The organism is Niastella vici, assembly GCF_002077945.1.
Lineage (GTDB): Bacteria > Bacteroidota > Bacteroidia > Chitinophagales > Chitinophagaceae > Niastella > Niastella vici.
This window is the reverse complement of the sequence record NZ_LVYD01000002.1, coordinates 459670-474820: the sequence shown is the minus strand read 5'-3', so window position 1 is coordinate 474820 and position 15151 is coordinate 459670. Positions and strand designations below refer to the sequence as shown.

The 15151-nt window shown below is 46.5% G+C and carries 8 protein-coding genes; 7 read left to right on the top strand and 1 reads right to left on the bottom strand.

Features of this window, described 5'->3' with window-relative positions:
• The first annotated feature begins 9 nt into the window (after positions 1–9).
• From A3860_RS05255 to A3860_RS05245, 3 genes are all read left to right on the top strand, one after another.
• Positions 10–1803: a RagB/SusD family nutrient uptake outer membrane protein gene (locus A3860_RS05255; protein ID WP_216823382.1), complete on the top strand. Its 1794-nt coding sequence runs from the start codon at positions 10–12 to the stop codon at positions 1801–1803.
• Between the two features lie 53 nt (positions 1804–1856).
• Positions 1857–6068 (top strand): LamG-like jellyroll fold domain-containing protein, encoded by a 4212-nt coding sequence (locus A3860_RS05250; protein WP_081145494.1) that lies wholly within the window; start codon positions 1857–1859, stop codon positions 6066–6068.
• Between the two features lie 300 nt (positions 6069–6368).
• Positions 6369–8621 (top strand): hypothetical protein, encoded by a 2253-nt coding sequence (locus tag A3860_RS05245; protein WP_081145493.1) that lies wholly within the window; start codon positions 6369–6371, stop codon positions 8619–8621.
• A gap of 262 nt (positions 8622–8883) precedes the next feature.
• Here the strand turns inward: A3860_RS05245 and A3860_RS05240 are convergent, their stop codons facing one another.
• Positions 8884–9690 (bottom strand): LamG domain-containing protein, encoded by an 807-nt coding sequence (locus A3860_RS05240; protein ID WP_143773950.1) that lies wholly within the window; start codon positions 9688–9690, stop codon positions 8884–8886.
• Between the two features lie 306 nt (positions 9691–9996).
• Here A3860_RS05240 and A3860_RS05235 point away from each other — a divergent pair, with 306 nt between their 5' ends.
• From A3860_RS05235 to A3860_RS05225, 4 genes are all read left to right on the top strand, one after another.
• Positions 9997–10779: an endonuclease/exonuclease/phosphatase family protein gene (locus tag A3860_RS05235; protein WP_143773949.1), complete on the top strand. Its 783-nt coding sequence runs from the start codon at positions 9997–9999 to the stop codon at positions 10777–10779.
• A gap of 413 nt (positions 10780–11192) precedes the next feature.
• Positions 11193–12743, top strand: a complete 1551-nt coding sequence (locus A3860_RS42050; RefSeq protein WP_262497281.1) for an efflux RND transporter permease subunit — start codon at positions 11193–11195, stop codon at positions 12741–12743.
• An 11-nt stretch (positions 12744–12754) separates the two neighbouring features.
• Complete coding sequence (locus tag A3860_RS42045) at positions 12755–14353, top strand: efflux RND transporter permease subunit (protein WP_262497280.1); 1599 nt, start codon at positions 12755–12757, stop codon at positions 14351–14353.
• Positions 14346–15044, top strand: a complete 699-nt coding sequence (locus A3860_RS05225; protein WP_216823381.1) for a phosphatase PAP2 family protein — start codon at positions 14346–14348, stop codon at positions 15042–15044. Before A3860_RS42045 ends, A3860_RS05225 begins: the two co-directional genes overlap by 8 nt.
• Positions 15045–15151 lie beyond the last annotated feature (107 nt).

Below are 15151 nucleotides of genomic sequence, written 5' to 3'. Positions count from 1 at the left end.
AAAAGAGAAATGAAGAAATTACTGACCATACTGGCTGTTGGGGTAATATTCGCCTCCTGCACCAAATCGGAAGGCTTTCTTGAAAATAAAACGGCCGGCCTCGATGAAACACAGGTGTTTTCAGACAGTCTTCGCACCATTCAGTTTTTGAATGGCATTTATGGCGACATCGGTTTCACCTTCAATAAACAACGATGGGATACGCACGGGAATACCGAGCAATCGGTCGATGATGGCGAGTATACGTACAGCGCTGCTTACCGGCCTTCGGTGATGTTGTACCAGGGCACCTTATCGGCCACCAACCTGGGCACTACCAACCCTACGATGATCGATTTTTGGTCTGTACCCTATACCAATATCCGCCGTTGCAATATGCTGTTGAGGAATTTGCCTGTAACCCCTTTATCGGCAACCATGCAGTCGAGAATGCAGGGCGAGGCCCGGTGCCTGCGCGCCTGGTATTACATGCAGTTGATGAGCGCTTATGGCGGCGTGCCCAATGTAGGCGATTCAGTATTCGTGATCACTGACAAGCTGAATTTTCCCCGGGCAAATTATGCCGACCTGGTAACTTATGTATCGAATGAGCTGGATGCCGCTGCCGCTCTGTTGCCAACACCGGGCGCTGCTTACCCGGCAGGATATGATAACCTCGATTACGGACGCGTTACCAAAGGCACCTGCTTGGGTTTGAAATCGCGGTTGTTGTTGTATGCCGCCAGTCCGCTGTTCAATGGCGGGGCCAATACCACCGATGCTGGCATTGCCGCAGTGGTAAGCTATCCCACGTATAGTGTAAGCCGCTGGCAGGCTGCTGCCGATGCGGCCCAGGCAGTGATCAATTCAGGTTATTATGCATTGAATGTAGATAATACCACGCAGGCAGGGTTCGGGTTCTATAAAATGTTCATCAGCCGCGTGAATAACGAGATCATCTTCGGAAAGTACCGCCCCTCGAATAAAGACTTCGAGTATGTATACAACCCGCCCACCCGCAGCGGCGCCAATTATACAAGAGGAACACACAACCTGGCAGAATGTTTTCCCATGATAAACGGGAAATCCATTACCGATGCTACCTCAGGCTATGACGCCGCTAATCCTTACGCCAACAGGGACCCACGTTTCCGTTATACGTTGATCTATAATGGCAGTAGATATGCTACCAATTCAAATGCGCAGGATTTTGTGTGGACGTTTACCGGCACTGGTGAAACCAATGATAAATACGTGGCAGGAACAAATACCGGCTACTACATCCGTAAAATGTGCGACAGCTCCGCCTCCTATGGTGGCAGTGCTGCCGGTCCCGACAGAACATGGCCCATTATGCGGTATGCCGAAATACTGTTGAACTATGCCGAAGCGATCAATGAAACCGGTCAAACCGCGTTGGCTTATCCAAAGCTGGTTGAGCTGCGCGCAAGAGCAGGCATTAATCCCGGTATCGACAATATGTATGGCATGAACCCCAGCATGACGCAGGCCGAAATGCGTGCGTTCATTCAGAACGAAAGAAGAATAGAACTGGCCTATGAAGATCATCGCTGGAATGATATCCGCCGCTGGAAGATAGCCATGACCCTGTACAATGGCACGGCGACCGGTTACAACAAGGTGATGCATGTGGCCCGGGTGGGAAGCGCCGGTTCATTGACCACAGGTGTAGGGTTAACGTTTACGTATACGGTTGAAAATACCATTCGCCAACACGTATTTCGTCCAGAAATGTACCTGTTGCCCATACCGGATGCGGAAATACGGAAAATGCCTTTGATGGTGCAGAACCCGGGGTGGTAATACAATAAACACACTAGTCAAACAATACCATTTACTAACGATAAACAATCTGTATGAATAAAACTTTATTCGTGCTGGTTATGTTGTGCCTGTGCAAAATATGCTTGTTTGCACAGGCGCCTAACCTGCCTGCAAAGGGTACTTTAAGTGAAACCCTTCTTTCCACTACCAGAACATTTACCAACGCTACCCAGGAAGACACTGTTGTAAAACCGCATACGCTCCCGGCTGCGTACACCATTGAGTTGACAGGCAGGGTGAATTCCGCCACCGGGCGCGGCATGGATATAGAAGGACGCAATGAGCTGTTAAAGGGCTTTCGCCTTTCGCTCGATGCGGCCAATTTGAAATACACGGCGCCGCTCAGCGGCAGCACTGCATTGACTGCTTCAGGGGCGGGGCAGGACTATACCATTCGAATTGCCGTTAAAAATGATTCGGCGCATATTTATCAAAACGGGGCTTATATTCAATCGCAGCCCCTTTCACAAATAAGGAATATTGCCGCCGGCGCAGAGATCGATACCGTGGTAAATACCAATAGCGATACCTCGTTGGTCCCCAACTGGGCAGGTATAGCGCCCAATAACACCGGTAAACCCAGCGATTATGGATGGATCCTGAACCCCACATCCACCACGCTGTTTGCAGTGGCCAATTCCACTACGGCAGGTACCTCGCGCTACCTTGATATCAATGCCTCATCGGGCAGCAACCTGCATACCTACAATGGCTCCACGTATACGGGCCGCATCCTGTTCCTGCGGTGGGACGGCAGCTATAGCAGCACGGTATACAGTTACCCTGTAACGCTTGAGGCCGGTGTTACCTACGACCTGTCGATGCTGTATGCCTATATCTCGAACGGTACGCCCGGCTCAAGCATGACAGTAGGCATTGGCACTACCACTGCCGCAAGCGGCCGTATTGCCACGCAAACGCTCACCACCTCTACCACGGTGAGGGCCCTTAAAAAGAACGACTTTATTTTTACTGCGCCAACATCCGCCACTTACTATATTACATTTACAGGGCCTACTGCTCTTTATTCCATTGCTGAATTATCGGTAAAGCGGTTTGCCGCAACACCCCGTTTTATTTTTGGCAAGAACTATCCCACGGGCGCAGTAGATATGCAAATAGCTGAGGTAACTTATGATTCCGGCGCCTATGCGCCCGCAAGTATTGTTACCGGCTCCATGCAGAATGTAACCGTTACCGGTGCATCGGCTTCTTACCTGCCAACATTTAATACCAGTTTCACTGTACCGGGTAAAACCGATCTGCATCTTACCGGCGATTACTCCCCGTTGATCAACTCAACCGTAGCGCTCAACTCAAACGATGCCTGGTTGATCTTCGACAATGTGCCGCCAGCTACAGTAACCGCCAATTGGTTGAGTAAAGTGACCATCAACGGTGTATCAGCCGCTAATAATGCCAATGTACGGGTGGCCATTTATAAGAACGGAACAGCGGTTATTCCAAATGGTAATGTAACCTCGCAGGCTGCCCTGGATGTATTTACACAACCCAGCCTGGCAGGAAACACTACGTCCTATGAAATAAATACCTATCACGACAGCCTGGCCGCATTCGATAACCGCATCAGGTCGTTCAAATTGCACCGCGGCTATATGGCTACCATGGCCAATAATGCAGATGGTTCAGGCTACAGCCGTGTATTCGTTGCCAACGACAGCGATCTTATTGTTAATGCTATGCCGCAAGGCCTTGATACCACTGTTTCCTTTATCAGGGTGTTCAAATGGGATTGGGTGAGCAAAAAAGGAAAGGCCGGCTGGGACCCCAATAAACTGAATTGCACCTGGTATTACGACTGGAATATTGCCGGAAGCTCGAGCAGTAACTATAATTATGTTGCCATCAGGCAAAATGGCGGCTGGCCATCATGGAGCAGCATCAACAGCAAAACCGGCATCAACCATTTGTCGGGCTTTAATGAACCTGATCAAAGCGATCAGTCGAACCTGACAGTAGATCAGGCGGTGAGCTACTGGCCCGACTTCATGCAATCGGGCTACCGCATAGGGTCACCTGCACCGGCCAATCCCGAAAGCAGCTGGATCACCAACTTCCTGGCAAAAACCGATTCACTGGATTACCGGGTTGATTATGTAGCCATTCACTGCTATTGGGGTGGACAAACGCCTTCGCAATGGTATAGCCGGTTAAAAGCGATTTACGACCGGGTAAAACGTCCGCTGTGGATAACCGAATGGAACAATGGCGCCAACTGGACCACCGAAACCTGGCCCACCGATACCACACTGGCGCTTCAGAAACAGTTGAGCGACATCAAAGGAATTTTACAGGTGTTGGATACTACCTCCTTTGTTGAGCGGTATGCAGAATACGATTGGGTTCAGTACAAGCGCTCGCTGGTATTGGCCGATACACTTACCCCAGCCGGTAAATATTATGCAGCCGATAAGTCGAATTTCGCGTACAATCCGGCCAAAGCCTTTGTACATACCTGGAAACTGGTGGGGCCGCCTTTAACGAACAGCATAAATGGTGACGACTATTTTAAAACCACGCTTACGTTTAAGGACATGAACGGCGAAACCGGTTTGAATTATGTACTGGAAAGATTGATCGATGGCAGGGATACCGGTTTTATTGGCATCAATACGTTTACCGGTTATGCCTATAGCAGTACGATCAGTTTTATTGACAGTGTTTTCGACAAAGCCACCTATCGCATAAAAGCCTATGCAAAGGATGGCACTACCTATGCTTACGGCAGAAGCCTGGTTATAACCAGGGATGCAGCTCCTGTAGCGCCCACCAGCCTCACCGGTACTGTACTATCTGCCACGCAGGATTCTATTATCTGGAATGCAGGCTCCAATGCGCGCTCCTATAACCTGAAAAGATCGTTGAGCGCCAGCGGACCATTCACTACTATTTTATCGAGGACCACTCAGCTGCAGTACATGGATACCGCTTTGAGCCCGTCCACTACCTATTATTATGTGATTACTTCACTGAACTCGGCCGGTGAAAGCGCCAATTCAACGGTGCTGCAACTCACGACAAATGCACTGGTAACGCCGGCAAGCGTGCTTAATCCCAATGCTGCTTCGGGCGATAATCAAATAGCATTGACCTGGGACTTTCAGTACGATGCGAAATATGAGATCTCACGCGCTTCCAGCGCCACCGGTACTTATACTGTTATTGCAAGCAATATAAATGCGATACGGTATGAAGATAAGACCGCTTCCAATGGCGCTACCTACTACTATAAGGTTGTGGCGTATAATAACGCCGGCCGCAGTCCCGAAACTGCTGTATTATCAGGTACTCCGGTTGCCGGCCAACACCTGTACCTCGCCTTCGATGAAACCTCAGGTACTTTTGCCCGTGATGCGTGGGGCGGTTATCATGGCGCACTGGCCGCAACAGCTTCCCATACTACAGGGAACAGCGGCAGCTCGGTAAAGCTGAACGGTACTTCCACTTCTTATGTATCATTGGGTGCCGGATTGCTTGCCCCGTTGAATGATTTCACTATTTCTACCTGGGTAAGAATGGATTCCCTGGCTACCTGGATGCGCATTTTTGATTTTGGTACCGGCACTGCACAATACATGTTCTTATCACCTCAGGCAAGCGTTTCAGGTGGGGTATCTACCGTTCGATTCGCTATTAAGAACGGAGGCGCTGAACAGCAGGTAAACTATTCTTATACCTGGGCACTGAATACCTGGACGCATTTGGCCATCAGGCGGCTGGGCGATACCGTAAAGCTGTATGTGAATGGGCAAAACGTAGCCGCCAATACGGGTGTTACCATTAAACCATCCGATCTGGGAAGCACCAGTCTAAACTACATCGGTAAATCACAGTTTTCCGATCCTTACCTGAATGGGGCAGTAGATGAGTTCAGGATCTACAACTATGCCCTGAGCGAACAGAACATCAGCAATCTGGCGAACCTGATGCCTTTGGCGCTAACAGCCGCTAAAGTAAATACCAGGGCGCCCATTGTTAAGGATGAAGACAAGCAGATAAGGCTGTACCCCAACCCGGTGCAGCAACAACTGATCGTTCGGGTAAGCCGCGTTGATAAGGCCGCCATGGTTCAGGTATACAATGCCATGGGCGTTCTCGTTTTGTCAAAGTCATTGATGAACAATACAACTTATTTACCTATGAAGAACCTGACTGCCGGTATGTATTACGTACAGGTGGTCAATGGACAGCAACGCCTCATCAAAGAAATGATGAAAGAATAGTATAGCCTTTTTGTTTTAAGCAGTTGTTTTGGTAAAACAAGGGGTTGTCTCTTATTTAGAGGCAACCTCTTTTTTTAGGTTAAATGGTGCTTTGTAGATACTGAGCGCCATGCCTGGTTGATCTTATGTGTTTCCTATTCACAGTTGCTTCGATAGTTTTACCTGGTTCACAAATACAAGGATATAGCTGCATCCCATCGTTATGTTGGAAAGGTAAAAAAGCATCAGTAATTGGTAAAATGATGTATAAATAATAGTAGGCCAGAAAGTAGCTTTGGAGCCCTCTTAAAAAAGAATATAATGAATGATTTTAAGGTTTTTGTTATTTTTTTATTTATTAGCTCACAAACCTTTGGACAAAACCTTTCATCAGGTGTTATCGTTACCGTCGAAGCGCTTTACTATAATGGCCGCCAGTCTCAAGATCCTCAGGCGTTTGCATTAAAAAGCAACCGCTCAGTTATTGCCCTGAATAATGCAGTATGGGAATGTAAAAAAGAAAGCAGCACCGCTCCCGGCAACGAAACTATTTATACCATTCAATTGGCAAAGGGAAATGCAGAAAAAGCGGGTGTGGCTATCAATTTTTTGTTCAGCAACTGGGCAAAGGATAATTATGTCATCATGCCATCTGCTGCATACAACGGTAACCGCTTTGATGTGCTGAAATATGATTACCCTCCATTATTTAAGCAAAAAGATTACAGCAAAACCCCGCCCGTAACTATTACCGATGTGCCGAGGTTGAATAAATACGCAGGCGAATCCAGAATAGACCTCAACACAGGCGACCTTTCAACACCGGCAATAGGCATTTATTTTCCCAAAACCAAAACGGGGATATGGATACTGACAGAGCAGGCCACTGAATTGGGCAACAGTGTTCTGATTTTTAAAGAAAATGAACAACGCAATAAGGCGGAGTTCACCATTGCTGCACCCTGTGTACGTAAGATGTATTACAGCATGACCCACTTATCGCCATCCGGGGAAACGGGGGTCGACCTGAAGCAGGGCGATAAAGTAACCTTCCGGTATAAAATTTATACGTTCAGTAATCTGTCTTCACCCAAAGATTTAAATAATAAATTTTTGAGTATCCGTAAAGGCTTTGCTCATTCAACTTATATAAACCAACTGCCGTTCAGCAAGGCATTTGAGCTGATGGAAAAACAGGAAGGGGAATTCTGGAGTGGGCAGGACAGTATCTATACGTTAGGTGGCAACAGTTGGAATCATAAATGGCAATTAGGCTGGGTTGGCGGTTTGATGGTTACCCTTCCTCTAAGTGAAATAGGGTGCGATTCTTCTGCGGACAGGTCATTCAGGAATTATCACAAGATCATTACTCAAAGCCAGTCAAATAGCGGTTTCTTTTATGGTTGTGGTAAAGGCAATAACCAATGGTGCAGCGATTGTTTTGGGGGGGCGCATCCAGACAATTTACACCTCTTGCGTAAAAATGCTGATGCGTTGTACTTTATATATAAGTATTGTTTGTCACAACAGTTAAAAAATAAAGAATGGAAAATGCCGGCTGCATGGAAGGAGCCTCTCAATAAATTGTCCGAATCATTTGTAAACCTCTGGCAACAAAATCACCAATGGGGTCAGTTTATTGATATTGAAACCGGCGAAATAAAAGTGGGCGGCAGCAACAGTGCCTCTATGGCCATAGCCGGATTGGCGCTGGCGGCAAAATTTGAAAACAAACTGCAATGGCTGACAGTGGCCGAAGAAGCCGCACGTTATTACTACAAAAACTTTACCGTGAAAGGTATTTCATGCGGAGGGCCCGGTGAAATTTTGCAGAACAACGATTCGGAATCAGCATTCGCCATGCTCGAATCTTTTGTTACACTTTATGAAACAACAAAAGAAAAAGAATGGCTGCGTTATGCCGAAGATGCCGCCGGTTTGTGTTCTACCTGGATGGTAACGTACGATTATAAGTTTCCTGCATCCGCGTTATTTGGGCAGTTGGATATCAAAACCACCGGCGCTGTATGGGCTAACACACAAAACAAACATGGAGGCCCCGGCATTTGTACTTTATCGGGAGATTGTTTGTTTAAGTTGTACAGGGCAACCGGCAATAAAATATACCTCGGCATGATATACGATGTGGCCCACAACATCATGCAGTACATTGCTCGTGAAGATCGTCCTGTTAAAGATCAGCATATAGGCTGGATCAATGAAAGAGTGAACCTCAGCGATTGGGAAGGAATAGAAAATATCGGTAATATATTTCACGGCAACACGTGGGCGCAGGTTAGCGCCATGCTTACTGTGGCGCAGATTCCAGGTATTTATATCAATTCCGGTAAAAAGGAATTGGTAGTATTTGATCATGTAGAGGCAAAACTGATCGGCAACACAATTACCATCACCAATCCGACGAAGTTCGATGCACATGTGAGGGTGTTTATTGATGAAATTCCTGCAAAGGTTTATCCACAGGGGTTTATCAGCAGTTGTCCAATTGTTTCGGTTAAAGCTGGGGAAACAAAAACAACAACGTTGGCTGAATTAAAAACGAAAGGATACTGAAGGCGTTCCTGTATTTCGGGAGAAAACGGAGTTGATTCAGAGAAAGCAACCAAACAATAAACGAAGTAAGCGTATTAATGCTATATGGTTTAAAAAATTTCATAGTAAAGCCTGTTTGTTTATTTTTCTTCTTCTTGATGATTTGTCAGTGAATTTTCCCAACACGTTGTTTTATAAAATAAGCCAGGCCCCTGTTAGTATAAGGCCTGGCTTAACCTGAATTAAACTTTATGATAGTGAAGCTGCTGTTTAATTATGATCCTTATAATGTAGCGCTTCTTTGAATGGTAACGTTTCTCGCACTCATAACAGTGTTTCCTGTTGGGCCGGGCGTACCTGATGAACCTTCCATCTGAAGGTCAATTATTAAGTTAAGCGGTTCATTAAGGAAGTTTTGACCGGTTTGTGTTGATACTTTCGTACCATCGATCCAGTATTCGATACTCACGTTATTAGTAGTGCCAATTCTTATTAAATAGGCGGTGTAGGTATGCCAGTTAGCCGGGCCTGAAATCGATGTGCCCACACTTGACCACTGACCGTTTTCATTTTTATAGGTGTTTGTCCAGCAGGTAGCGCTTCCTTTAAACTCCATAATATCGCTTTCGGGTGGCCATTGATTAGCTCCGTTTAACCAGAAAGCCGGCCAGGTACCTTTAACAGAAGGGCACTGGAATTCACCGGAAACCCGCCATTTGGGCCATGACGCGCTAACGGTAACCTGTTGTTTGGCATAACAGGTGCCGGAAAAGTAGTGGATGCTTGCCTTATCACTAACAGTTCCGGGGTAAGCAGTCATAGTGAGGACCCCACCTGAAGTAGCAATATTTTGGGTTCGCATACGAGCCGATCCGTTATGATCTGACCCCCATGGATACAGGTTGTTCCAGTAAGTGCTGTACGAATTAAATGAAGTGGTGGGAAGGAGGGTTACCCAGGTAGCTTCTTCTGTTGCCCCGGGACGTGCTTGTTGCTCTGGTGCTGAATTGGCGTCTGCAACTCCTTTCTTACAGGATGCACCCATCATAACAGAAAGAAAGACAATAACGATTAGATTTAATTTTTTCATAATGGCAATTTGAGATTAGTTAATTTGTAGCTTCCCTATGTAAATAAAATTTAACAGGCAGGTCAAATCTCAATTAATCTCTATTGAATGATCGGGTACATTTTGGTAAATTTTAGGGGTTAAATTGTTTTATCTAATGACTTTCCACGGTAACATATTAGTATCTTTTTAGCAATAACTCCACGTACGCAGCGCTTACTGACCTTGTTGCAAGCAGTGAAAAAAGTATCGGTTTGTGTCAAAATAGCGCTGGTAGTAAGTAGGGTAAAGCAGGTAATTTCGCCTGGCATTTATAAAATACAATACATGAAACGGTATTCTGTAATGATCCTTTTGCTGATAAGTATGGCCTTTCCCCTTCATTATAGTGCTGCGGGGCAAAGAGCCGGTTTTAATGATAGAGAGATCACCATTCTTACTTATAATGTCCGTAACTGCCGGGGTATGGATAATGTTGTAAATTATCAACGGGTGGCGAATGTGATCAATAAGACCGGGGCCAATATAGTGGCGTTGCAGGAACTGGATAGCGCCACTTCAAGAAGCAAAGGAGTTGGTGTTTTGAATGAGTTGGCAAAGTTGACCGGTATGGTTCCTACCTACCGGGCGTCAATCGATTATCAGGGTGGTAAATACGGGATCGGCATCCTTACCAGGCAAAAACCATTGAAAGTGGAAGGTATGCCTTTGCCGGGCCGGGAAGAACAACGCAGCGTAGTAGTGGTTGAAATGAAAAATTATGTGCTGGCTTGCACCCATTTCTCCCTGACGGAGGCTGACCGGCTTCAATCGGTGGAACTGATTGATAAGCTCACCGAAAAATTCAAAAAGCCGGTTTTCCTGGCGGGCGATTTGAATGCAGAACCTGCTTCACCCGTCATAAAAGCTTTTTCACAAAACTGGGAAATTTTAAATGACACTACCCGGTTTACTATTCCTGCCGATAAGCCAACCTCCTGTATTGATTATATCATGGCCCGTAAACGAACTGGCCAGGTTTTTAAAGTAGTACAAACAGTTGTCGAAAATGAGCCGGTAGCTTCTGATCACCTGCCGGTTTGGGTTAGATTGAAAATGAAAAGCAAATAAGTTGAATTCAAGGATCATTTCAAAAGAACACGTGGATGATGACACGCATGTAGTACATCTTCCAAAGACATACCCGGCATATAAGATCACCGGGTAGCTCTGGAAGTTGCATGCTCACCCTACTGCCTGACTGGAATGATTTCCGGGGAGAAGCTGTTTTTTTAGGAAAGACAACAGCTTGCTCTTTTTACAGATTGACCGTCCTTCACAACTATAAAACGTGTTTCCCCCAGCTGCGGGGTGATCTTTGTTTACCCTTTAAGGCCCAAATGAATGTGATCAAACCGGGCGTTTGCTTCTATAGACACCCCTTTATAATAAAAGTCCCAACCAGTATTAAGCTCTTTTTTTAAACGTGCGTGCTGGGACTTTTTAATAACAAGTGTGTCTATACAGGCAAATTAATTGGGCCTGTGAATAAATTCATAAAAGCAGTACTTGCCTTTTCGCTTAAAAATAAATTCTTCATTTTCTTCCTGACCTTTCTATTAGTGGTGGGAGGGTATGTTAGTTTTAAAAATACACCCATCGATGCTTTTCCCGACGTAACCAATACCACGGTCACCATCATCACTCAATGGCCTGGCAGAAGTGCCGAAGAGGTTGAAAAGTTTATTACCCGGCCAATAGAAATGGCCCTGAACCCTGCCGAAAAAAAGATCAGCATCCGTTCTTCGTCTCTTTTCGGGCTTTCGGTAACCAAGATCGCCTTTGATGATAAGGTAGATTATGTTTTCGCACGTATGCAGGTCAGTAACCTTATCGGTACTGCATCGCTGCCCGGGAATATACTGCCCATAATTCAACCGCCTTATGGGCCTACGGGTGAGATCTTCAGGTATACCCTTACCAGCAACCGCAAATCGGTAAGAGAATTAAAAACTATTCAGCAATGGGTTGTGGAAAAGGAGATCCGGTCTGTATCGGGGGTGGCTGATGTGAGCACCTTTGGCGGCCAAACAAAAACCTTTCAGATCACGGTTGATCCTCAGAAGGCGCTTGAATATGGTGTAACACCGGTCGACATCTTTACCGCGGTGTCGAAAAGTAATATCAATGTCAGCGGCGACGTAATTGAGCAGAATGGCCAGTCATTTGTGGTAAGAGGGATCGGACTGCTAAGTAATATCGGGGAAATAAAAAATATCATTGTTACGCATGTGGGCGGTATTCCGGTTTACATCAGGAATGTTGCGGAGGTCACCGAATCGTCGTTGCCACCACTGGGTCAGGTGGGCCGCGATGTAGACCCCGATGTTGTGGAAGGTATTGTGCAAATGCGAAAAGGAGAAATCCCCAGCGAAGTGATCGCCTCGTTAAATGTAACTATTGCCAAACTGAACAATGAACTGCTCCCCGATGATGTAAGAATAAAAACTTTCTATAACCGGGATGTGCTCATCAACTATGCTACAGAAACTGTATTGCATAACATGTTGGAAGGTATTATCCTGGTTACACTGATCGTGCTGCTATTCATGGCCGACTGGCGCACTACCATCATCGTTTCAGTGGTGATTCCCCTGGCCCTGCTTTTTGCATTTATTTGTCTGCGGCTGAAAGGCATGCCTGCCAACCTGCTTTCGATGGGAGCCATTGACTTTGGTATCATCATCGACGGCGCAGTGGTAATGATGGAAGGCATTTTCGTTTTGCTTGATCATAAGGCCCGGGAAACCAGTATGGACAAATTCAACAAGCTCAGCAAGCTTAGCCTCATTAAAAAAGCCTGTCTGGTAAATGGTAAGGGTATCTTTTTCGCCAAGTTGATCATTGTGGCGGCCCTGCTGCCTATTTTCAGTTTTCAGAAGGTGGAAGGTAAAATGTTTTCGCCCCTGGCCTGGACACTCGGTTTTGCTTTGTTAGGCGCCCTGATCCTTACCTTCACACTGGTGCCTGTACTGGCGGCGGTACTGCTGAAAAAAACGTACGCGAGAAACACACCCTGTTCATTGGCTGGGTAACGCAAGGTTGCATGGCTTTTTTTGAACTTTGTTTCACCCATGCGAAAAAAAGCTTTTTTATAGCCATTGCTGTGTTGGCCGCCGGCTTGTTCTGCTTCAAATTTGTAGGCACTGAATTCCTTCCGCAGTTGGAAGAAGGCTCCATCTATATTCGGGCTACCGGACCATTGAGTACTTCCCTCAAAGAATCTGTAATGCTTTCCAATGAGATCCGCAGCATCCTGCTCACCTTCCCCGAAGTAAAACAGGTGATCTCCCAAACCGGCAGACCCGATGGGGGCAGCGATCCTACCGGGTTTTATAACCAGGAATTCCTGGTAGATCTTTATCCGAAACGGGAGTGGAAGAGCCGTGTAAGCAAGGAGGCGCTTGTCGCTAAGATGAATGATACGCTTCAGCGTTTCCCCGGTATTGACCTGAATTTTTCGCAACCTATTTCGGATAATGTGGCAGAAGAGGTTTCGGGGGTAAAGGGTTCCATTGTGATCAAAACTTTTGGGCCCGATCTGAAAGTTATCGAAGAAAAGGAGAAACAGATCTTTGGCATCATCAAAGATGTGGCCGGCATCGCCGACCTGGGCATTTTATATAATCTGGGGCAACCAGAGCTCAACGTTATACTGAATCAGGAAAAAATGGCTTTGTATGGCGTTACAACAGCCGATGCCAATGCCGTTATACAAATGGCGATTGGTGGCGAGGCTGCCACACAGATATATGAAGGTGAACGCAAATTTGACCTGCGGGTTCGCTACCCGGAAAATTTCCGCAATAACATCCAGGCCATTGGAGATCTGCGGGTACCAACTTTATCAGGCGCCAAAATTCCACTTCGCGAAATAGCCCATATTGAAAAACGTATTGGCCCCAGCATCATTTACAGGGATAAAGGCATGCGCTATGGCGCTATAAAATTCTCCATCCGTGGCAGTGACATGGGCAGCACGATCGCTGAGGCGCAACAAAAAGTTAATGCGCGGGTAAAATTAGACAAAGGATTTTCTATACAGTGGGCAGGTGATTTTGAAAACCAACAGCGTGCAACCAAACAGCTGCAACTGGTGGTACCGCTTTCATTGCTGTTGATCTTCTTTATCCTCTTTATACTCTTTGGCTCGTTCAGTGATGCGTTGCTGGTGTTGGGGAATGTGCCGTTCGCTATTATCGGCGGCATCCTGGCTTTGCTGTTCAGTGGAGTGAATTTCAGTATCTCTGCCGGCATAGGTTTTATCGCCTTGTTTGGTATTTGTATTCAGAATGGGGTAATACTGCTGACCAGGTTTAAAACAAACCTTAATGAAATGAAATTCCCCGGCGGAGCAGGGTCCCTGAGCGAAGCCTTACGCAATGCAGTGCGCGACCGCTTACGTTCAGTGATCATGACCGCCATGATGGCGGCGATTGGTCTGCTGCCGGCTGCACTTTCTTCAGGCATTGGCTCCGAAGCATCCAGGCCACTGGCCATTGTAGTTATTGGCGGCCTGGTTACCAATACCATTTTTAATCTTTTCATATTTCCTGTTCTTTTTTACTGGATCCATAAAAAGAAAGCAGCTCAACTACGGGCAACCCGGGTTATGCTGCATGCTACAACCGGCAGCTATGAATAGTATTCGGGGAAAAATTTCAATCAACATAGTGTTGATTTGCCTTGCAGTTTTTAATCGGCTGCATGTAGTGGCACAGGACTCAACCTGCCAGGCATATGCAGCAACTGATAATGATCAGTTGCTACGGAAAACTTTCGTTCCGGCATGCCTGCTGGCGGGGAGCATGGCTACCTGGCATTATCGCAAGGACTTTCGTGACCTTCGCAATAAGTATATGCCCGGATTCTGCCATCACTATGATGACTATCTGCAATATGCACCCGCAGCGCTGGTATTTTCGCTCAAGACCGCCGGGGTCAGGGGAAAGTACAATACAAAAAGAACAGTGGTTTCCTATGTGCTTTCCAGTTTCATTATGGCGGGTTTAACCAATTCCCTGAAATATACAAGCAGGGTAGAGCGGCCCGACGGCTCCGCCCGGAATTCCTTTCCTTCGGGCCATACTGCCAATGCCTTTATGAACGCTTCCTTTCTGGACCATGAATATGGAAACCGCTCGTTGGGGTACAGCGTATTTGGTTATACGGCAGCAACTATAACGGCCATGACCCGGCAGTTCAATAATCGCCACTGGGTGCCCGATATACTGGCCGGAGCTGCTATTGGCATGCTGAGTGCCGAACTGGGTAACTACCTGGCCGGGAAAATTTGTAAGAAGGACAGGAAGAGGACCTGTTGCGTTTTGCTTTGAGCTCAAAACAAAAAGACATGGTAACGGTTGGGACTTTTATTCCTGAAGCTTGTCATGGTAATAAACTGTTGGGACATCAGGGCCAGGCTGCAATTTGATTTCTGATC

Coding starts and splice junctions, on each gene's coding strand:
- A3860_RS05245 (WP_081145493.1), top strand. CDS start 6,369: ATGAATGATTTTAAGGTTTTTGTTATTTTTTTATTTATTAGCTCACAA.
- A3860_RS05255 (WP_216823382.1), top strand. CDS start 10: ATGAAGAAATTACTGACCATACTGGCTGTTGGGGTAATATTCGCCTCC.
- A3860_RS05225 (WP_216823381.1), top strand. CDS start 14,346: ATGAATAGTATTCGGGGAAAAATTTCAATCAACATAGTGTTGATTTGC.
- A3860_RS42045 (WP_262497280.1), top strand. CDS start 12,755: ATGGCTTTTTTTGAACTTTGTTTCACCCATGCGAAAAAAAGCTTTTTT.
- A3860_RS05250 (WP_081145494.1), top strand. CDS start 1,857: ATGAATAAAACTTTATTCGTGCTGGTTATGTTGTGCCTGTGCAAAATA.
- A3860_RS05240 (WP_143773950.1), bottom strand. CDS start 9,690: ATGAAAAAATTAAATCTAATCGTTATTGTCTTTCTTTCTGTTATGATG.
- A3860_RS05235 (WP_143773949.1), top strand. CDS start 9,997: ATGAAACGGTATTCTGTAATGATCCTTTTGCTGATAAGTATGGCCTTT.